Below are 19,400 nucleotides of genomic sequence, written 5' to 3'. Positions count from 1 at the left end.
TGTTACATGGGCGTTATCAGAAAATTCCTGGCGTGGTTGAGCGTGCCGGTCATCTGTCTGTTTGCGATGGTGCTGTATGTTGCCCGGCCATTCAACCCGGACAACAACCGTTTGCTGGGCTGGGCTGTGGCCCGGGTGGGCAGGGCACTTCTTGGCATGGAAAGGCCCCTCGAAGGGCGCGAGAACATACCGACAGGCCGGCCCACCGTGGTCATCGCCAACCACCAGCACAATGACGATCTGTTCGTGATAGGCGATCTGCTGCCACCGCGCACGGTGACTGTTGGCAAATCCGCACTGGTCTGGGTGCCTTTCTTTGGCCAGGTGTTCTGGCTCGGCGGCAACGTTATCCTCAACCGGGGCCGGTCCCACAAAGCCGTTGCCGTCATGCAGGCCACCGCCAGCGCCATCGCGGGAGACCGGAAAAGCCTCTGGGTGTTCCCGGAAGGAACCCGTAGCCGGGGCCGCGGACTCCAGAAATTCAAGAAAGGTGCCTTTCACGCCGCTGTCGCATCCGGGGCCCCCATCACCATGGTATGCATCCAGCAGTACCGTGATAAGGCCATTGGCTGGCGCGGCCGGCGTGAGTCGGTCGCCGTCCGGGTTCTGCCTCCGGTAGAGACGGAAGGCCTGACCATCGGGGATATTCCCGAGCTGACGGCGCGCTGTCACCGGCAAATGGCGGAAGCCATTGCCACCCTCTGATCCGGCCACCGGAAGTGCTTGAAGCACCAGCGGAAACAGGGCAGTCTTTGCGGGAATAATCGTTTCGTTCAACGACCCTCAGGGAGAGGCAAGAGATGAATCTGATTCTGTTTCTGATTATTGGTGGTGTCGCCGGCTGGCTGGCCGGACTTATCATGAAAGGCCGGGGCTTTGGTATTCTGGCCAATATCGGTATTGGTATTGTTGGCTCGTTCCTCGGCGGCTTTGTGTTTCGCCTACTGGGGCTGGCGGCCCAGGGTGCCGTCGGTGAGTTGGTGACGGCAACCGTTGGCGCAATCCTGCTGCTGGCCATCGTTAGCGCAATCAAGAAGGCCTGAGCATGATCGTACCCGTAACCGGAGTGTTTGCCGCAGTTATTGGTATTCTTCTGCTGGTATTGTCGGCCCGGGTTGTCAGGTTCCGCCTGAAATACCGCAAGGGACTTGGCGTTGCTGATGACCGGGATTTCGAGGCCGCGGTGCGGGCTCATGCCAACCTGATTGAGTATGCCCCCCTGGGTTTGATCATGCTGGCTATCGCAGAGCTCAACGGTGTGGCCAGTGGGTTGATCTACTGGACAGGTATGGCGCTGGTCGTCGGCCGCCTTCTCCATGCCTGGGGCATGATCAATGGCCGCGGTGGACTCCATAAGGCCCGGATGATCGGCATTCTGCTGACCTGGTTGGCGATACTGGTTGCTGCGGTATTATTGCTGTGGAATGTCTGGCAGGTTTACGGCTGAAGCTACGGTCACTGGCAGGAACGGCGGAGCGACAGAGGTGGAGTTACAGAGAAGGAGGCGAGGCCCCCTTCTTTTCGTTCGAGAGGCTGCTAGAGAGCCTGCGCCACATCCAGGGTCAGGTATTCCAGTTCAACGCGTCGATTGGCCGCATGGTCTTCCGGGGTTGCCAGTGGGCGACCCGCGCCCCAATGGGCCACCAGAATCCGGTGCTCTGGGACGCCTTCCCGCACCAGGGTTTTTGCCACCGCGTTTGCTCTCAACCGGGACAGGAACCGGTTGTAGTCTTCCGGGCCAAAGTTGTCCGAGTGGCCATGGACCCTGATACTGACTGAAGGATGCTGCCTGAGGTAGGCGGCATGCTGTTTCAGGAACGCCAGGTCTTCACTGTCCAGAGAGTGCTTGTTGAAGCCGTAATGAAACTTCATCCGGTGTGGTCGCCTGCTCCCGGCCTCAAAGGCCGCAGGGGTGAAGCCGGCTGCAATCGCTGCTTTGGCAATCAGCTCCGGGTTGTCCAATACGAGTATGGTCATCTGAAGAATCCTTGTTTCGGGTATCCGGTTTTTCTTGTTATTCCTGTTCACTATTGGCGGGAGCAGGAATAACGGCAATTGGCGAATGGTCGATAAGGGAGTGTGCACATTTCCGGTATTGACCCGGGGCGACCTTTGCACCGGATTCCATTTGAACGCGAAAAGAAGGCGTGGCTGTGGTAAAAAACACACTTTCCGGGACAGATTATGATGAATTGTGACCGCCCATGCTGATTATCCCCGCCGAAAACGCGATCAACTGGAAGCGCCCGCCCTGGGTCACCCTGGGTCTGATGATGGCGAGCCTGCTGGTTTTCCTGTTCTACCAGGGCGGCGACAGCCGCAAGCTTGAACTGGCGGTTGAGCAATATCTGGATGCCGAGCTCCACGTTCTGGAAGCACCGGCGTACGAGGATTATCTGCAACGCCAGATCCGGTTCGAAGGTGAGCAGAGCCGGATTTACGAACTCCAGCGGTTCCAGCAACTCCGGGAGGCAAACGAGAACGTCTGGCTGGCGGCCAACCTGTTGCTGGACCGGGAGTTCCACCAATACTTGCTGCGCAACCAGGATGTGATCTGGGCGCAGGCTGAGCGGGCCTACTGGCAGGAGCAGCGCAGTGCCATTGAGCTGAATTACCTCCAGAAGCTGAGTGCCAACCAGCTCGGGCTGGTACCTGCTGATCTGTCACTCCATACCCTGATTACCTACCAGTTCCTGCATGGGGGCTGGGGCCATATCATCGGTAACCTGGTGTTCCTGTTTCTGCTGGGCTTCACGGTTGAGAAGGCTCTGGGGCCGGGTAAGTTTCTGCTTGCCTACCTGATGTGTGGCGCCCTGTCCGGCCTGGTGTTCACTGCGTTCTCCACCGGCAGCTACGTTCCTCTGGTGGGAGCATCCGGCTCAATATCCGGGCTGATGGGCATGTACGTGGCCATTTACGGCTTGCGGAAAATCCGGTTCTTCTACTTCCTGGGTGTTTATTTCAACTATTTCCGGGCGCCGGCCATCGCCATACTGCCGGTCTGGCTGGGCAAGGAAATCTACGATTACTGGTTTGCCGGTGCCACGGGGATCGCCTACATGGCCCACGCCGGCGGCCTGATCGCCGGCGCGAGCCTGGTCTGGCTGCTGGGCAAAAGCTGGCTGCAGGTGCGTGAGGAATTCTTCGAGCCCAAAGAAGAGGAACAGGACGCCCGCTTCACCACCAGCTATGCCCAGGCCATGGCCAGCCTCGGCCGAATGGAGTTTGATCTGGCCCGCCGCCAGTTCGAAGCCTTGCGTGAGCATTATCCGGAGCGGCCCATCCTGCTGGAACATCTCTACCACCTGGCCAAACTCCGGCCAGACCTGCCGCAATACCGCGACCGTGCCAGGGAGCTGATGAATGATGCCCTTGGCCGTCGCCAGCCGGAGCAGACGATTGCCATCTGGCAGGAGTATCTGGCTAAAGGGGAACCTCACCATCCATTAACGGCGGAAGATCATAACCGGGTGCTGTTCAGCAGCCTGAAACAGCATGATCTCAAAGCAGCGGAGAAAGCCTTTGAACGGCTCAGAAGCACCGGTGACGAACTGCTCACTACTGAAGCCTGCCGGCTACTGGCTGAAGAATTTGAGAAACGCCAGATGACGCCCAAGGCCCGCCACTATCAGCAGATTCTGGAAGCCGCGCATTTTTGAGGACTTATCCGCAGATATTAATCATCACGAGCGATTGAGAGGTTAAAACAAGTACCACCATGTGGGTAGGTTGTTATTATTTATAGGTATTTTGGTCTGTTATATGCCGTTTACCGGGTGGTCAGAGCTCTCGGCTGACTTTCATCAAGGTTGGTACGGTTTGAAGCGCCCTAGACTCGCACAGCTTCATCCGCTTCTGTTTGTCAGCAACCCGTTAGCCAGCACACAAGGTACAATACCGATGAAAAAACGATCACTGCTCTTCAGTTCGCGCGCCCGGAAACTGTCGCTGCCGGTTTTGCCGCTCGGCATTTTATTGGTCTCGACAGCGACTCCGGTGGCGTCGCAAAGCATTACCGATGCGCTGACCTCTGGCACAGCGTCGGCTGATATTCGTTATCGCTACGAGTTTGTCGACCAGGACAACCCGCTTGATAATGCCCAAGCCTCCACCATCCGCACACGCCTGGGTTACCGCACTGCTCAGTATCAGGGGTTCGAGTTATTCATGGAGGCTGAGAACGTCACTGCGGTAGGTGATGAGAACTACAACAGCACCGTCAACGGCACCGTTGACCACTCGGTGGTGGCCGACCCTACAGAAACCGAGGTCAACCAGGCCTACCTGCGCTATCGCGGTCTGGCGGATACGACCTTGACCTACGGCCGTCAGCGTCTTGCGCTGGACAACCATCGCTTTATCGGCAACGTTGGCTGGCGTCAGAATGAGCAGACCTTTGACGGGTTCACCGCCATTAACACCTCGCTTCGGGATACACGGATAACCGCAGGCTATTTGTATAATGCCAATCGAATTTTTTCAGATGCGAGTCCGGTGGGTGATTTCCGCATGCGTGCTCCGGTGCTCAATGTTCAGTATGAGGGGCTGGCAGCAGGCACGGTGACGGGTTACGGCTACCTGCTGGACTTTACCGATTTACCCTCTTTGTCTACGCAGACCCTTGGCTTGCGTTTCGATGGAGGAACGGCCATTACCGAGGGGGCTAAGGCCGTTTACACACTTGAGTATGCGCGCCAGAGCGACTACGGGGACAATCCCCAAAGTTTTGATGTGGACTACTGGCTCCTGGACGCAGGACTAGCAGCCTTGGGAGTGACGTTTAAGGCGGGTGTGGAAACCCTCGGCTCCGATGACGGCAATGCGTTCCAGACACCGTTGGCGACGCTTCACGCCATGAACGGCTGGACCGATCAGTTCCTGGTAACCCCGGTGGACGGCCTGCAGGATATCCATGCGTCCGTTGCGACCTCGGTCAACGGGGTCAAGCTGATGGTGGTCTATCGGGACTTCAGTAGTGATAGGAATAGTGTTGATTATGGCAGCGAACTCGGTCTTCGGGCGACGTATGCCATTGATGAGAACCGCAGTGTGGGCGCCAAGTTCGCCAGTTTCTCGGCCGATGACTTTGGTGTCGATACGGACAAGGCCTGGTTGTGGGCTGGAGTGAAGTTCTGATCCGCCATAATTGGTGTTAACTTCAGGCCAGAAAACGATCCCCAGGGGGCGTTTTCTGGTTTTCCGTTCCCACCCGCTCATTATGGAGCTACGCGGGTTTACCTCTCCGTCAGATACTCAGCCAAAGCCTTAATATCCCCCTCTGACAAAGTCGCGGCGATCCCAATCATGGGCGTGCTTTGCTTCTCGGGATCCATGTCCTGAAACCGCTCCAAGGCAATCTCAAGATACTCCGCCGGCTGCCCCGCAAGCCGCGGCATATCACGAAAGCCCTGAGCGTCTTTTTGATGGCACGCCGCACACCGCCCAGCAAATAGCTTTCCGCCTGTTTCTGCCAGGGCCGGGTCGCTACCGGTCCGGGGTTTGGCAGTCTGCTGGCTGTAGTAAACCGCGATGTTAATCCGCTCTTCCAGCGAAAGCGTCTTCGCCAGTTTCGACATCACATAGTCTTCGCGGGTGCCGGCCCGGAACTTTTCAAACTGGTTGAAGAGGTATAGCGGATGCTGTGCCGCGAGATTCGGAATGTAATCCCGCTTGCTATTGCCATCCTCGCCATGGCAATAACCACAGAATCGAATGCGCTCGTGCCCCGCCTCGTAGCTGGCCTGCCGTTTCTCATCATCCGCCATGATGGCGTTAAGCTGGTCCATTGCATCGTCTGTCGAACCCGCAAGTGCGAGGGAGGAGGTTGTCAGGCCAAGCGCCAACACCAGATTCCTCAGGCGAGAACTACGAATCATAAGCCACCTACTGCTACGGGAAGGGCAAAGGATATTCGACCACTCAGATCTCAGCCTTGCCAAATATCAAAAAAACCAGAATAGCTCATCAGGGCGCGGTTTGTGAAGCAGGTCCGGTGTCTCTCTTGAGCTGTCCGTGGTTCCCCCATCCTGGGGTACCGGTTTCCGTTGATTGTCGCTTCCGAATCCACTCACTCCGACACGCTGAAGCGGGCCTTTGGCCCCTTCAGGGGTTCCCGGTTCTCCGCCTGCCTGAGATAAGTCGCAATCTGCTCCTGTAGTGGGTGACTAGCGCATCGCTTCTGGATAAATGTCAGGAAGGCGGTTGCCTTTTCCCACTGGGATAAACCGTTCGCCAGAGTCTGGGCCACCAGCAGGTACGCCGGCGCCAGCTGTTCGCTGTCCGGGAAGCGCTTATGGAAATCCTGCAGCAGCCTCAAAGCCGGTTTGAACTGGCCCCGGTTATACAAAGACCGGGCACAGCGCACGGACAGTTCGGGATCTTCAACCTTGAGACCCGGTTCTGCCTGCTGCAGGGTGTTCAGCAGGGCCGCAATACTTTCACCGTCGTTGCGGTCAGCCAGCCAGCCCAGAATTCTGGGGTGATAGCGGTACAGCTCCGCGGTATCGTTGCGTGCTGTGAGCAGCTGATACAGCTGGCCGATCCGCAGGGCGTTGTCCCGGTCCCGCTTCAGGGCTTCCTTCAGCATGCTCTGAACCCGGTCGTAGTTGCCGTCTTTCAGGTTCATGTCGATGTCTGCGTCGAAACGTGCGGTACGATCCCGCTGATGGGGATCCTGGCCGGCGGCTTCATCCTGAATGTCCGAGGCAAATCCCAGCTCTTCCTGATACTGGAACAGCAGGTAACCGAGCATGTGGAACAGGATCAGGGTGAAGGTACTGTTCAGGAAGCCGGCCAGGGGCCGGGCCGCCCACACCGGGAAATGACTGACGGCAAAGTCCTGGGCGGCGCCGGAGGCGAGGGTCAGCAGGATCAGGTAACCGTAGAGCAGAAAATACGGTGAGCCAATCCTGGAGATCAGCACCGCCAGATTCATCGGATTCACCGCCGCCCCCACCGAGCGCTCCATGGCCAGCACCATGATGCTGGCCGGCAGCGCCAGGATCACAAAAGCCAGGGCCAGCAGCATCAGGATCGGGCCGCCGAGCATGGCCGCAGCAGTCACCAGTCCGCCCATCAGAACGAAAACCAATAGCTGCAGGATGACAATGTCAAAACCGCTGCCGGTGAACGCGACGGACACCGGGGGTGGTTTCAGGTGGCCTTCCGCGGTGTGATTGATGACCGCATAGGTGTACTTGAACAGGGCAAGCGCGAGCACCAGCCAGATCACAATACCAATCAGGTTGGCCGGCGCGATCACCGGCACCAGGGTGAAAATGGAGACAACGATCAGTGGATCGGTATGAAAGGGATAACGGAAAAACGCACCGAGTCGTTGCCAGAAGGGTACCACTTCAGTAGCCGCCCCCAGGTAACGCATGGCCTTGTTGCAGTGGGGGCAGAGTGCGCGGCGCTGCCGGGTGTCGGCATCGGGCATACAGCGGCTGCAGTAGTGAATCTGGCACTCTCCACAGTGCCATTTGGCGGGGTCGCCCGGGTGGTAGTGGCAATCGTGTTTCACAGGTGCGCGTGTCCCGGTCCATCAGAAAATCGGTAGCTCATGATGACAGATGTCGCGGGTGATCGCAGCAAACCAGTTAACAGGCAGGCTATTGTCAGATTCCGGGCGTATTCAACCCGGCAGGTTGTCCGACATTGGTCTGATATTCACCGTACGCATTCCGAACATTCAGCAGCCAGCGGTTGAACTCTCGCAAATTGCTGCAATAGTTAAAGATGGCTATTCCTTCGGGAGTCCTTCCATCAGTCTGTTGTCCGGTTCCGGGGCGGCTTTCCGGCAGGGACGCTGATGAAAGGGCTTCTCAACAAGCCTTCCGGAGTGCGCGGACAACGACGAAAAAGGAGGCACCACATGTCGAATGAAAGTCTCAGCAAAGACAGCCTGAATACCCTTTCCAGCCTCGATGCTGGCGGTAAGACCTTCCACTACTACAGCCTGCCCAAGGCAGCGGACACCCTAGGCGATCTCAACCGTCTGCCTTTTTCCCTGAAAGTGCTGATGGAGAACCTGCTGCGCAACGAAGACGGTACTACGGTCGACCGGAGCCACATCGATGCCATGGTGCAGTGGCTTAAAGACCACCATTCCGAGACCGAAATCCAGTTCCGGCCGGCCCGTGTCCTGATGCAGGATTTCACCGGCGTGCCCGGGGTTGTCGACCTGGCCGCCATGCGGGAAGCGGTTAAGGCCGCGGGCAAGGACCCGGCCATGATTAACCCGCTGTCGCCGGTGGATCTGGTGATCGACCATTCGGTGATGGTGGACAGGTTTGGTGATGCGTCCTCGTTCAGGGACAACGTGGCCATCGAAATGGAGCGCAACCAGGAACGCTACGAGTTCCTGCGCTGGGGACAGCAGGCCTTTGACAACTTCCGTGTGGTGCCGCCGGGTACGGGTATCTGTCACCAGGTAAACCTGGAATACCTTGGCAAGACCGTGTGGCACAATGAGCAGGGTGGCAAGACCATTGCCTACCCGGATACCCTGGTGGGAACTGACTCGCACACCACCATGATCAACGGCCTCGGCATCCTCGGCTGGGGTGTCGGCGGTATCGAAGCCGAAGCGGCCATGCTGGGCCAGCCGGTCTCCATGCTGATTCCGGAAGTGGTGGGCTTCAAGGTCACCGGCAAGCTGCGTGAAGGCATCACCGCCACCGATCTGGTGCTCACCGTGACTGAAATGCTGCGCAAGAAAGGCGTGGTGGGCAAGTTTGTGGAATTCTACGGCGACGGCCTGAAAGACATGCCGGTGGCAGACCGGGCCACCATTGCCAACATGGCTCCGGAATATGGCGCCACCTGCGGTTTTTTCCCGGTGGATGAGCAAACCATCAAGTACATGCGCCTGACCGGCCGTGAGGACGACCAGCTCGAGTTGGTGGAAGCCTACGCCAAGGCCCAGGGGCTGTGGCGCGAGCCGGGCCATGAGCCGGTGTACACCGACAGCCTGGAGCTCGACATGGGCGAGGTGGAGGCCAGCCTTGCCGGGCCCAAGCGGCCCCAGGACCGGGTCGCCCTGAAGAATATGAAATCGTCTTTCGAGCTGCTGATGGAGACTGCCGAAGGGCCTGCCGAGAACCGTGAGGCCAATCTTGAGTCCGAGGGCGGTGGAACAGCCGTTGGCGCCCAGGACGCTTACTTTGAGCACCCGTCCAGTCAGCCGCTTCACATGAACGGGGAAAAGTTCCGGCTGGACCCGGGCGCGGTGGTGATTGCCGCTATTACCTCCTGTACCAACACGTCCAACCCCAGCGTGATGATGGCCGCGGGCCTCATCGCCCAGAAAGCCGTCGAGAAAGGTCTGAGCACCAAGCCCTGGGTGAAGACCTCACTGGCACCCGGTTCCAAGGTGGTCACCGACTACCTTCGGGTAGGGGGGTTCCAAGACGATCTGGACAAACTGGGGTTCAACCTGGTGGGTTACGGCTGCACCACCTGTATCGGTAACTCGGGGCCTCTGCCCGAGGAAGTGGAGCAGGCGATTGACGATGGCAACCTGACCGTGGCCTCGGTGCTTTCCGGCAACCGCAACTTCGAGGGCCGGGTGCATCCGCTGGTGAAGACCAACTGGCTGGCCTCGCCGCCCCTGGTGGTGGCCTATGCGCTGGCCGGCAACGTCCGTCTGGATCTGTCGAAGGATTCCCTGGGCACGGACAAGGACGGCAATCCGGTGTACCTGAAAGACCTCTGGCCCAGCCAGCAGGAGATTGCCGAGGCCGTGGAGAAGGTGAAAACCGACATGTTCCGCAAGGAGTATGCGGAAGTCTTCGACGGCGACGCCACCTGGAAATCGATCAAGGTGCCGGAAAGCAAAGTGTATGAGTGGTCCGACAAGTCCACCTACATCCAGCATCCGCCGTTCTTCGAAGGCCTGGGTGAAGAGCCGGAAGCCATCGAGGATATCAGGAACGCCAACATCCTGGCGCTGCTGGGCGATTCGGTAACCACCGACCACATCTCGCCGGCCGGTTCCTTCAAGCCGGACACCCCTGCCGGTAAATACCTGCAGGAGCATGGCGTCGAGCCGAAAGACTTCAACTCCTACGGTTCCCGCCGGGGCAACCACGAAGTCATGATGCGTGGCACCTTCGCCAACGTACGGATCCGGAATGAGATGCTCGATGGCGTGGAAGGCGGTTTCACCAAATTCGTGCCCACCGGCGATCAAATGCCGATCTACGACGCTGCCATGAAGTACCTGGAGCAGGGTACGCCGCTGGTGGTGATTGCCGGCAAGGAATACGGCACCGGTTCCAGCCGGGACTGGGCCGCCAAGGGCACTCGCCTGTTGGGCGTGAAAGCCGTAGTGGCCGAATCCTATGAGCGCATCCACCGCTCCAACCTGATCGGGATGGGCGTAATGCCGTTGCAGTTCCCCGAAGGCACGGACCGCAAGAGCCTGAAACTGACCGGTGAGGAGACCATCAGCATCGAAGGCTTGTCGGGCGATATCAAGCCGGGCCAGACCCTGAAGATGACCGTGGAATACAAGGATGGTTCAACCGAGACCTGTGAGCTGAAGTCACGGATCGATACCGCCAACGAGGCGGTATATTACCGGCATGGCGGTATCCTGCACTATGTGGTGCGGGAAATGCTCAAGTCTGCCTGAGCGTAAGCCAGCCTGAAGATTGGCTGGCTTACAAAAAACCGGCAGCGTTCGCCTGGGCAAACTTCTGGAATGCCCGGTCCCGGACATTATTCTCCGGCACACCGGGCCCCTGATGCCTCACCTCCACAGCTTTTCGATATCGGGCAGGTCGTCTATCAGGTGTCTGAGCTGATCGCTGTTGCGCCGGACAATGTCCAGCATCTGGATGGTTTTTTCGGTCAGCGGCCCGGTGACACCGCCCAGAATCAGATCCAGTGATCCTGAAATCGAAGTAAGCGGTGTCCGCAGTTCATGACTCACGGTGGAGATGAACTGGTTTTTCATTTCATCGATCTTGTGGCGCTCGTTAATGTCGGCAATGTAGCCGTGCCAGAGGACGCTGCCGTCGGGCAGCTTTTCGGGCTTGGCCTGATCTTCAACCCAGTGCCAGCCCCCGGTTTTCCAGCGTATGCGGTATTGATGTTGCCAGTTACCGAGGGTTTCAGCGGAGACCCGAATGGATTCTGAAACGCCGGCAAGGTCCTCCGGGTGAATTCGCCCGAATACTGGAGCTGCATCTGTCGCGGCTTCCTCCGCAGTGACGTCATAAATGTCCTGAATGCCGGGGCTGGTGTAGGGAAAGGTGCTGTGGCCGCCGGGCCAGAGCCGGTATTGGTAAAGCATGCCGGGTGTCTGGGTTACCAGCTTGTTCAGGGTTTCCGAATGCTGCTGCTGATAGATGGTATCGGCAACCCAGCGTGCCAGCAGGGTGACGAACATTTTCTCGGTGGTACTGAACGGCCGGCTTCTGGGGTGCCGGGCGGAGAAGTTGATGGTCCCGAAAATTTCGCCGTCAATCCAGACGGGCGCAGCCAGGTAGCTTTCCAGGCCGAAGACCTGATAGCACGTGTGAGCGTGATAAGGCGACTGGCCCATGTTGTCTATGGCGAGAACCTGTCCGGTTTCCAGCATCAGCGAGCAATAAGTGCGCTCCAGGGGAAGCGTGTTGCCATTGGCAAGGGTTCCTTCCAGGCGCGTGAAATGCCAGTGAACGGTGTTAGCGCGGCCGGTAATCCGGCTGACGATCCCGGTCTCAAGGCCTAGGTAGTCGCAGGCAATTTCCAATGCTCTGGTGGCTCTCTGGCCGGCATCGCCCTCCGTATCCAGGGCGACCTCGGTCAGAATGTTCAGGGCCCGATTGCGCTCTTCGTAGTAGTTGCCCAGTTCCCCGAGCCCGAATTCGCGTTCAACCAGATCGGCCAGATCCCGCAGGGTGGCTTTATCGCCCCCGGTGAAGGTCCTCGGTCTGTTATCGATTACGCACAGGGTGCCTACCCGGTGACCGTGCCGGTCGTGCAGCGGAGCACCGGCGTAGAATCGGATGTTCGGATTCCCTGTCACCAATGGGTTATCGGCGAACCGCTCATCGTTCAGGGCGTTTTCGATAACCAGGGGTTCCTCGCGAAGAATGGCATGGCCGCAAAAGGAAATATCCCGGGCGGTTTCCGGGGTTTCCAGTCCATACCGTGACTTGAACCATTGTCGGTTACGGTCGACCAGCGACACCAGGGCGACCGGAACGCCGAAAGTCCGGGCCGCAAGCCGGGTAAGCCGATCAAATCGCTCCTCCGGCGGTGTATCGAGAAGCGCAAGCTCATCAAGGGCTGACAGGCGATGCGCTTCATCGTGCGGCAGATCAGGCGTTTTCATGGTGGCCTCCGCTTTCCGGCGTTTCAGTATCCGTTACGGGCAGCTCCACCCGGAAGTGCGCGCCCTGCTGATAATAGTAGCCCACCTCGCCATCCATCAGCGTGGCCAGCTCCCGGGTAATGGCCAGGCCAAGACCGGTGCCGGCTCCAGTCAGATCCGGGCGGGCACAAACCTGGTTTCATTGGGCGGAGAATAGTGGATTTTGCATGTGTGGCAAAACACCTTCATCAGGAGAATTGATTTGGCTTCGCTTCACAGATAAGCGGCGATGTCTCGGCTCTCTGGTTCGGCGGGCACTTTCGGCTTGCCGGAGCTTGGGGCAGCGGCCAGATCCCAAGCCATTCGACCCCATGACCCTGGCAGAACAGATCGCCGAGATTCTGGCAGATGCGGCAGGGGACAATTTCCGGTAGTCTGGCCGGTCTGAGCCATCGTTTCCATCGTTTGATGAAAGAGGTAATTATGTCATCCTCCCCGTCCCGGGACGAACTGAAAGCGAAACTGAATCTCGAGACCTCCCGCATCCACTGGCATGACCTGCAAACCTATTTTGCCCGGGGCCAGGTGGTGATGGTGGCCCCGGAGCTGGATCTGCTGAAGGTCGCTACCGAACTGGCAGCCGACAACAAGCCCCGTTTTGAACAGTGGATGACTGAGGGCCAGGTTGGCGAGGTTGCGCCTGACATCGCGCAAGCCTGGTACGACCGCAATGCCGAACTATGGGCGGTGGTTGTCGCGCCCTGGGTGCTGGTTCAGGAACGGTCCGGCCATGTTCTGCACTGATCGGCCGGCACCATGAAACTCCACTATTTTCACGGTCGCGGCCCGCTCAGGGAGCTTGTGATGGTCAGGGATGGCCATCGTATAGAGCTGCACATCCGCCCTGTCGGCAACGGTCTCTGGGGGCTGGTGGCTTTGGCAGGGCCAGACCAGGGTCGCCCCGACGGCCAATTCTGCCGTGGCCCCTGGAAAACCCAGGCCCGTGCCGAATCGGTATTGCGCAGTGTCGCGGGCACTATGATGGGCAAGGGTTATGAGCCCCGCCCTGGCGATTATGCCGTCTGGTCCGTTACTGCCCAGCGATTGGCCCGAAGGATCGGGACGGCCGGGGGCGAGCAGGCAGGCAGACCTGACGCCGATTCCGACCAGTTCGATCCCCTGGCCTGATAGCCTCCTTTCCCCCTTTCGAGGACACCATGCTGACCGGAGCATTGCTTATCCTGGCGCCCCTGTTCCTGGGGTTTGCCCTTTCCCTTGAAAATCGCAGGCTCATGACGGTGATTCATTATACGGTCGAGACACTGGTCTGTTTCATCCTGGCGCTGCTCGGCCTTGGCCTCGGCCAGATGGAGGGCCTGGCGGCCCAGCTTGGTGGCATGGCAACACAGGTTTTGGCACTGGTGCTGGTCCTGTTTGTCGCAAACATGGTTGGTCTTTGGCTGTTCCACCGCTGGCAGCCGATGGCGGTTGAGCGTCCGGAGGGCGATGTCAGTCCGGGTTACCGCCGGCTGTTTCTCGCCGGCCTGAAACCCTTGCTGGCGGTGATGGCCGGCCTGCTTGCCGGATATTACCTGTTGCCGGACATGCCGATGGCGGAACAGGTAGCCACCTGGGCTCTGATGCTGCTGCTTTTTCTCATCGGGCTCCAGTTGCGCAACGCCGGCCTGTCACTGCGCAAGCTGCTGATGAACCGCCAGGGTCTGGGTATCGCGCTTACTCTGACGCTAAGCTCACTGGTGGCAGGAGTTGCGCTGATGCCGTGGCTGGGCCTGTCCTGGCACGATACCCTGGCCCTGGTGTCCGGTTTCGGCTGGTATTCGCTGTCCGGTATCGTGATTGGCGATGCCCTGGGTCCGGCCTGGGGCGGTGTTGCTTTCCTGAATGACGTTCTCAGGGAGATTGTCGCACTCGCCATCATTCCCCTGCTGATTGCCGGCCGGCCGGCAATGGCGATTGGCTACGGCGGTGCAACAGCCATGGATTTCACATTACCGGTGATCCGAAGCAGCGGTGGCCTGGCCTGCGTTCCAGTGGCCATTGCCTCCGGCTTTCTGCTCTCGTTTCTGTCGCCAGTGCTGATGGGGGTGTTTCTGGCTCTGGGATAAATTGACACGTTGCAAGGCAAGTTGCGGTTTTGCCGGTAATATGTCACACAGTAAACTACCGTCCATCGACAAAAGTTAACTGTCTCCACTTTGCCCGGAAACCCGATGCTGCGCCGTGACTTTCTTGGTTTATCGATAGCCGCCGGTCTCTTTGCGACCGGACTGTCCGGTTGCCACAGGTCCGATCCCCTGGCCTTCGGGGTCCATCCATGGATTGGGTACGAACCGTTGTATCTGGCCCGGGACTTCGGCTGGATGCCGGGGTCTGTGGTTCTGAGTTCCGGCGCCTCCTCCAAGGATTCCATGGCCGGACTATTGTCAGGCAAGCTCCATGGCGCAGCGCTAACGCTGGATGAGACCATCCGGGTCTGGTCGGAAGGTACCGAGCTGGTTGTTGTTGCCGTAACCGATGTGTCTGCCGGTGCGGATGCCCTGATTACCCGGCCTTCTATTACCGGGCTGGCGGAACTCCGGGGTAAACGGATCGCCGTTGAAGTCAATGGAGTCTCCGGCATCATGTTGCTGAAAATTCTTGAGCTGGCAGGTCTTGGCCGGAGCGATGTCGTCCCGGTCGATTTGCCTGTCAGCGAGCATGCGGAGGCCTGGTCCCGGGGTGATGTCGACGCATCGGTATCTTATGAGCCGACTGCGACCCGACTGAAGCGGGAAGGTGGGATCCGGCTTTTTGACAGCAGTGATATTCCGGAAACCATTTTTGATCTGTTGGTGGTCACCCGGGAAACAGCGGACGGAAACCCGGATGCCGTTCGGGATCTTGTCATGGCCCACTTCAGAGGGTTACGGCATCTGGTTCGTAGCATGCACGATGCGGTGTATCGGGTTGCAGACCATCAGGGTATACGACCGGAGGATGTTCAGAGTGCGCTGGCGACTGTGATGCTGCCGGACCTCGCAGCGAACCAGCGTTATCTTTCCCAGGGAGGGCGGGTGGAAACCATGGCCCGTTCTCTGTCGAAGCTGATGCTCAGAACGGGAATGATCCGGAACGAGCCCGGCTTTGAGCGTTTGAGTGACCCGTCTTTTCTCCCCAGGAGTCTGCCTTGAAGGCTCGCCGCTGTTCGCTGATCCCGATGCTACTGGTTGCCACCGGGTGCCTGACCGCCACCGTTGCCAGTGCCCGGGAAACACTGACATTCGGTATCTTTGCCTATCGGCCCGACAACATTATCCGTGAGCGCTTTGAGCCTCTGGCCCGTTACCTCTCCGGCGAGGTGGGCTCAGAGGTAAGGTTGGAAGTGCTCAGTCAGGGCAATATGAATCGCGCAGTTGCCGCGAACGAGCTGGACTTTTTTCTGACCAATCCGAGTCACTTCCTGTTGATCCGCAGTGAACGCAGCCTGACCGGCGTATTGGCTACTCTCGTCCGACGTTCCGGAAACCGTTCCACTTCCAGCCTTGGCGGCGTCATTTTCACCGGCGCTCGGCACCAGGACATCAACAGCCTTGAGGATCTGCGGAGCAAAAGCATTGCCGCGCCGGGGATGCATTTTCTGGGTGGATACCAGGCTCAGGTTCTGGAATTGCAGGATAACGGCATTGATATCCGCAAGGTGAATCTGGTTCGGTTTCTCGGTACTCACGACAGGGTGGTCCGGGCGGTATTGGCAGGCGATGCGGATGTCGGTTTTGTGCGCACCGGCATTCTGGAGCAAATGGCGAAAGCCAACCCCGATCTTTTTACGCAAATCAAAATCCTGAATCGGCAGGAATTGGCGGGTTTTCCCTACGTTGTCTCCACACGCCTCTACCCGGAGTGGCCGCTGGTGGCTTTGCCCCACGTAGACGAACGAGTTGTCCGCCGGGTTGCATCGGCGCTGTTTGCCATTGAGCCGGAAGACGAAGTTGCGGTGGCGGCCGGCATTACCGGGTTTTCCCCGCCCGCGGATTATCAGTCCGTGGAATACCTGGCCCGAACGCTGCGCGTGGCACCCTACGACCAGATGCCACGGGTCACCTGGCTGGATGTTCTGCACCAGTATCGTCTCTGGGTTTTCACGGTTGCGGTTCTGGTTATTCTGTTGCTTGCCAGCTCCTTATGGCTCGGCAAGAGCAAGCGTCGGCTCGCGTCGGAACAGAAACGTCTGAGACGGCTGATTTCTGGTTGGCCACAGCCGGCGTTGCTTATAAAGGGGGGTGTCTTTGTCGATACCAACCGTGCAGCGGCCGATCTGCTGGGGTACACCACAAGCGTTTCACTGTACGGGAAGGATCTTGCGGTCTTCTCTCCCGAATTTCAGCCTGATGGGCAGATATCCCGGCAGAAAATGGAGCAGATAAATACCCGGGTGGGTGATGGCCATGTAGAGCAGTTTGAGTGGCTGCTCCACCGCTCCGACGGTTCTGAGGTCTGGGTGGATGTCACCATGGCGCCGGTTCACGGTGAGGGTGAGCAGGAAACCTTTATCCTTTGCTCCTGGTACAACATCACAACGAGGAAACAGGCCGAGCAGCGTCAGCGCCTTGCCGCGAGTGTGTTTGAATACGCCCGTGAGGCGATCTTCATTACGGACAGCCACGGTATGGTGATCGATACCAACGATGCCTATCTTGCCATCACAGGTCGCCCACGGAAGCGGACCATTCAGCGTTTACCACCCTTGCCGCTGGATGAGGGCAGTGGCGTTTTTTCCAGTGCCTGTGCACAGGGGTTCTGGTCCGGTGAGTTTGCCGCCAGGCGTCACAGCGGTGAGCCCCTGGTCCTTTCGATGACGATCAGCAGCGTTCGTGACGATCACGGCAAAGTCTCCCATTTTGTCGGAATCTTCAGCGATATTACGCGCCTGAAGGAGCAGGAGCGGAAACTTCGGATCATGGCCCACTACGATGCCCTGACGGGGCTGCCAAACCGGGTGCTGTTTTCCGACCGCCTGCAGCAGGCCATGGCCCTGACTCGCCGGCAGAGTGGCAAACTTGCGGTGATCTATATTGATCTTGACGAGTTCAAGCCGGTCAATGATGCTTTCGGCCACGAGGCAGGCGACCAGTTGCTGGTTGAGATTGCCTCACGAATGCGCGCTGTGCTCAGGGAAGAGGACACCCTGGCCCGATTGGGAGGTGACGAGTTCGCGGCCATCGTCATGAATGTCCAGGATGAGGCAGCGCTACAGGGTTTGCTGGTACGTCTGCTTGGCCGGATAGCGGAGCCCACGTGGGTGATGGATCACAGCGTGGAAGTATCGGGCAGTATTGGCTACACACTATTCTCGCAAGCCGCTGATCTGGAAGGTGACCAGCTTTTGCGCCAGGCGGATCAGGCCATGTACCAGGCCAAACAGAGGGGGCGTAACTGTTACGTCCGGTTTTCCGGTCCCTCTGACTGAAGATCGCCGTTGAGCAGAACGGACGAAGGGCGCCAGGCCTGGGACTTGTACCACTGATCAAAGAGCCGCCGCACCGAGCTCAGATCGTCCAGGGTTCGCTCCCCGGCAATCGCAGGTAATTCCCGTGTCACGATCATGGCAAGCATTCGGGATTTGAGTACGTGGTAGACCTTTTCGGTTTCCCCGAACGTCTCCGCTGATACTGCCTCCGAGGCTACCATATCCCGGAGCAGCCCCATAAAACGTTCCGTTTCTGCCGAGAGCGGGGTTAACTGCGGCAGTTTCCAGGCGCGCCGCAACTGGAGGAGTGCCGGAGCCAGATTCGTGGCCTCGGCGAGATACCGACAGGTGCGAATGGTCTGGGTCAGGGTATCCACGGTTAATGGCAGCATTTTTTCAGCGCGCAGCCGGGAGACATACTCGGTAATCGCGTTGTTAAGACTCAGAACGGCTTCTGACTTGGCGCGGATCTGATCCGGCATCAGATCTTCCCGGTCCAGGCATACCCGCAACAATCCCCGGCTCATGCCCAGCAGACGCTTCATTTCCTGGTCTACCGCGCCAACAGCCAACTCAGGCGTTGTTATCAGGGTATTGTCCAGGAAGCGAGGTTCGGCGCTATCTTCCTCCCGGCTCCGAAACCGGCGGCCAAGAATCCGCGCAAACCTCGGCAACAGCGGAAGCATGATGGCAGCGCCAAGCAGATTGAAAAGGGTGTGAAAAATGGCAAGGGACATGGCGGCGTTGGTGTCGAGTGCCAGCCAGATTGTAACGGTGGTCACCAGCCAAAGCATCAGCGGTAGAATCAGCACCGCAATAGTGCCGGTTACCAGATTGAAAATAACGTGGCCCAGGGCAAGGCGTCTGGCGTTGGCTGTTGCCTTGAGAACGGCAATGGCCGCGGTGGAAGTGGTGCCGAGATTGGCTCCGATGACGGCAGCGGCAGCGTCCTGTAGTGATAAGAGGTCGCTGGCTGCCGCACTGAGTATGATGGCCAGGGCTGCGCTTGAGGATTGCATCAGAACGGTGGCGAGAAACCCGAAGAGAATGAAAAGTGGCAGGCCGAAACCACTGTCGAGGACCTCTGTGCTGTCAAAGCCGAGGGTTAACTGGCCGAGGGATTCCTTGAGTATCGAGAGCCCCAGGAAAAACAGCGCGAACCCCGCCAGTGCTTCCCCCAGGGACCGGTTTCGCTGTTCTCGGCCCAGTAATTTCATCGCCATCCCGGCGGCCAGAAGAGGCATGGCAAAAGCCTCAATCTTGAAGCCAAACCCCACCAGGCTTACCAGCCAGCCGGTCATGGTGGTGCCGACGTTTGCGCCAAAGACAACGCCAAGTGATTGCGCAAGGCTCAGTAAGCCGGCGTTGACAAACCCGATGGTGGCAACCGTGACGGCGCTGGAAGACTGAACGATCCCGGTGATTAGAACGCCTGCCGCGAACCCTCTTAGTGGCGTCTTGGTCCAGTGGCCGAGCATGTGGCGCAACTGCTGTCCCGCAGCGCTTTTCAGGCCGTTGGTCATCATTTCCATGGCCAGCAGGAACAGGGCGAGGCCGCCCAGAATCTGGAAAAGGGTTGCGGTCATTTCCGGGTATTTGCGTTAAAAGTGACGTTGTGCTGAGCTTAGC

Annotated in this window: 17 protein-coding genes; 11 read left to right on the top strand and 6 right to left on the bottom strand. The window is 58.7% G+C overall.

The genetic code is table 11. The features are described 5' to 3' along the window. Positions 1-6 precede the first annotated feature (6 nt). The 3 genes from NLK58_RS11850 (at position 7) to NLK58_RS11840 (ending at position 1,447) form a co-directional block, all read left to right on the top strand. The gene (locus tag NLK58_RS11850) at positions 7-705 is read left to right on the top strand and encodes a 1-acyl-sn-glycerol-3-phosphate acyltransferase (RefSeq protein WP_117620370.1); all 699 of its coding nucleotides are present in this window, start codon (positions 7-9) and stop codon (positions 703-705) included. A 95-nt stretch (positions 706-800) separates the two neighbouring features. After that, the gene (locus NLK58_RS11845; RefSeq protein ID WP_341580812.1) at positions 801-1,043 is read left to right on the top strand and encodes a GlsB/YeaQ/YmgE family stress response membrane protein; all 243 of its coding nucleotides are present in this window, start codon (positions 801-803) and stop codon (positions 1,041-1,043) included. Between the two features lie 2 nt (positions 1,044-1,045). Beyond that, positions 1,046-1,447 (top strand): MAPEG family protein, encoded by a 402-nt coding sequence (locus tag NLK58_RS11840; protein WP_117618731.1) that lies wholly within the window; start codon positions 1,046-1,048, stop codon positions 1,445-1,447. A gap of 89 nt (positions 1,448-1,536) precedes the next feature. Here the strand turns inward: NLK58_RS11840 and NLK58_RS11835 are convergent, their stop codons facing one another. Beyond that, entirely contained in the window at positions 1,537-1,977 is a 441-nt protein-coding gene (locus NLK58_RS11835) for an OmpA family protein (protein ID WP_117618730.1), read from the bottom strand. A gap of 227 nt (positions 1,978-2,204) precedes the next feature. Here NLK58_RS11835 and NLK58_RS11830 point away from each other — a divergent pair, with 227 nt between their 5' ends. Together NLK58_RS11830 and NLK58_RS11825 are read left to right on the top strand one after the other, a co-directional pair. After that, the gene (locus tag NLK58_RS11830) at positions 2,205-3,659 is read left to right on the top strand and encodes a rhomboid family intramembrane serine protease (RefSeq protein WP_117618729.1); all 1,455 of its coding nucleotides are present in this window, start codon (positions 2,205-2,207) and stop codon (positions 3,657-3,659) included. A gap of 241 nt (positions 3,660-3,900) precedes the next feature. Then, the gene (locus NLK58_RS11825) at positions 3,901-5,136 is read left to right on the top strand and encodes an alginate export family protein (protein ID WP_341580811.1); all 1,236 of its coding nucleotides are present in this window, start codon (positions 3,901-3,903) and stop codon (positions 5,134-5,136) included. A gap of 98 nt (positions 5,137-5,234) precedes the next feature. Here NLK58_RS11825 and NLK58_RS11820 read toward each other — a convergent pair whose 3' ends face one another. Both NLK58_RS11820 and NLK58_RS11815 read right to left on the bottom strand, forming a co-directional pair. Then, a complete protein-coding gene (locus NLK58_RS11820; protein ID WP_341580810.1) occupies positions 5,235-5,876 on the bottom strand; it encodes a c-type cytochrome in 642 nt (213 codons plus the stop codon). 191 nt (positions 5,877-6,067) lie between these two features. Continuing rightward, positions 6,068-7,522 (bottom strand): hypothetical protein, encoded by a 1,455-nt coding sequence (locus NLK58_RS11815; RefSeq protein WP_341580809.1) that lies wholly within the window; start codon positions 7,520-7,522, stop codon positions 6,068-6,070. Positions 7,523-7,873: 351 nt separating this feature from the next. Here NLK58_RS11815 and acnA point away from each other — a divergent pair, with 351 nt between their 5' ends. Continuing rightward, entirely contained in the window at positions 7,874-10,636 is a 2,763-nt protein-coding gene (gene acnA, locus NLK58_RS11810; protein WP_341580808.1) for an aconitate hydratase AcnA, read from the top strand. A 117-nt stretch (positions 10,637-10,753) separates the two neighbouring features. Here the strand turns inward: acnA and NLK58_RS11805 are convergent, their stop codons facing one another. Together NLK58_RS11805 and NLK58_RS11800 are read right to left on the bottom strand one after the other, a co-directional pair. Continuing rightward, the gene (locus NLK58_RS11805; RefSeq protein WP_341580807.1) at positions 10,754-12,325 is read right to left on the bottom strand and encodes a GAF domain-containing protein; all 1,572 of its coding nucleotides are present in this window, start codon (positions 12,323-12,325) and stop codon (positions 10,754-10,756) included. Continuing rightward, positions 12,312-12,422 (bottom strand): hypothetical protein, encoded by a 111-nt coding sequence (locus tag NLK58_RS11800; RefSeq protein WP_341580806.1) that lies wholly within the window; start codon positions 12,420-12,422, stop codon positions 12,312-12,314. Before NLK58_RS11800 ends, NLK58_RS11805 begins: the two co-directional genes overlap by 14 nt. A gap of 365 nt (positions 12,423-12,787) precedes the next feature. Here NLK58_RS11800 and NLK58_RS11795 point away from each other — a divergent pair, with 365 nt between their 5' ends. The 5 genes from NLK58_RS11795 (at position 12,788) to NLK58_RS11775 (ending at position 17,771) form a co-directional block, all read left to right on the top strand. Then, the gene (locus NLK58_RS11795; protein WP_117618724.1) at positions 12,788-13,108 is read left to right on the top strand and encodes a DUF2288 domain-containing protein; all 321 of its coding nucleotides are present in this window, start codon (positions 12,788-12,790) and stop codon (positions 13,106-13,108) included. Positions 13,109-13,120: 12 nt separating this feature from the next. Further along, positions 13,121-13,492: a hypothetical protein gene (locus NLK58_RS11790; RefSeq protein WP_117618723.1), complete on the top strand. Its 372-nt coding sequence runs from the start codon at positions 13,121-13,123 to the stop codon at positions 13,490-13,492. A gap of 29 nt (positions 13,493-13,521) precedes the next feature. Continuing rightward, a complete protein-coding gene (locus NLK58_RS11785) occupies positions 13,522-14,430 on the top strand; it encodes a lysine exporter LysO family protein (protein ID WP_117618722.1) in 909 nt (302 codons plus the stop codon). Between the two features lie 105 nt (positions 14,431-14,535). Beyond that, on the top strand, positions 14,536-15,495 hold the full coding sequence (locus NLK58_RS11780) for an ABC transporter substrate-binding protein (protein WP_341580805.1): 960 nt from the start codon (positions 14,536-14,538) through the stop codon (positions 15,493-15,495). Beyond that, positions 15,492-17,771 (top strand): PhnD/SsuA/transferrin family substrate-binding protein, encoded by a 2,280-nt coding sequence (locus tag NLK58_RS11775; protein WP_227539264.1) that lies wholly within the window; start codon positions 15,492-15,494, stop codon positions 17,769-17,771. The genes NLK58_RS11780 and NLK58_RS11775 overlap by 4 nt, the downstream gene beginning before the upstream one ends. Here the strand turns inward: NLK58_RS11775 and NLK58_RS11770 are convergent. Beyond that, positions 17,741-19,357, bottom strand: a complete 1,617-nt coding sequence (locus NLK58_RS11770) for a Na/Pi cotransporter family protein (RefSeq protein WP_117618720.1) — start codon at positions 19,355-19,357, stop codon at positions 17,741-17,743. The two genes, NLK58_RS11775 and NLK58_RS11770, sit on opposite strands and share 31 nt — an antisense overlap. Between the last annotated feature and the right edge of the window lie 43 nt (positions 19,358-19,400).

It is taken from the genome of Marinobacter metalliresistant, from assembly GCF_038098645.1.
Classification (GTDB): domain Bacteria; phylum Pseudomonadota; class Gammaproteobacteria; order Pseudomonadales; family Oleiphilaceae; genus Marinobacter; species Marinobacter metalliresistant.
Note: the sequence above shows the minus strand (reverse complement) of the source record. Positions and strands in the feature narration are given on the sequence as shown.

Coding starts and splice junctions, on each gene's coding strand:
- NLK58_RS11850 (WP_117620370.1), top strand. CDS start 7: ATGGGCGTTATCAGAAAATTCCTGGCGTGGTTGAGCGTGCCGGTCATC.
- NLK58_RS11845 (WP_341580812.1), top strand. CDS start 801: ATGAATCTGATTCTGTTTCTGATTATTGGTGGTGTCGCCGGCTGGCTG.
- NLK58_RS11840 (WP_117618731.1), top strand. CDS start 1,046: ATGATCGTACCCGTAACCGGAGTGTTTGCCGCAGTTATTGGTATTCTT.
- NLK58_RS11835 (WP_117618730.1), bottom strand. CDS start 1,977: ATGACCATACTCGTATTGGACAACCCGGAGCTGATTGCCAAAGCAGCG.
- NLK58_RS11830 (WP_117618729.1), top strand. CDS start 2,205: ATGCTGATTATCCCCGCCGAAAACGCGATCAACTGGAAGCGCCCGCCC.
- NLK58_RS11825 (WP_341580811.1), top strand. CDS start 3,901: ATGAAAAAACGATCACTGCTCTTCAGTTCGCGCGCCCGGAAACTGTCG.
- NLK58_RS11820 (WP_341580810.1), bottom strand. CDS start 5,876: ATGATTCGTAGTTCTCGCCTGAGGAATCTGGTGTTGGCGCTTGGCCTG.
- acnA (WP_341580808.1), top strand. CDS start 7,874: ATGTCGAATGAAAGTCTCAGCAAAGACAGCCTGAATACCCTTTCCAGC.
- NLK58_RS11805 (WP_341580807.1), bottom strand. CDS start 12,325: ATGAAAACGCCTGATCTGCCGCACGATGAAGCGCATCGCCTGTCAGCC.
- NLK58_RS11800 (WP_341580806.1), bottom strand. CDS start 12,422: ATGGATGGCGAGGTGGGCTACTATTATCAGCAGGGCGCGCACTTCCGG.
- NLK58_RS11795 (WP_117618724.1), top strand. CDS start 12,788: ATGTCATCCTCCCCGTCCCGGGACGAACTGAAAGCGAAACTGAATCTC.
- NLK58_RS11790 (WP_117618723.1), top strand. CDS start 13,121: ATGAAACTCCACTATTTTCACGGTCGCGGCCCGCTCAGGGAGCTTGTG.
- NLK58_RS11785 (WP_117618722.1), top strand. CDS start 13,522: ATGCTGACCGGAGCATTGCTTATCCTGGCGCCCCTGTTCCTGGGGTTT.
- NLK58_RS11780 (WP_341580805.1), top strand. CDS start 14,536: ATGCTGCGCCGTGACTTTCTTGGTTTATCGATAGCCGCCGGTCTCTTT.
- NLK58_RS11770 (WP_117618720.1), bottom strand. CDS start 19,357: ATGACCGCAACCCTTTTCCAGATTCTGGGCGGCCTCGCCCTGTTCCTG.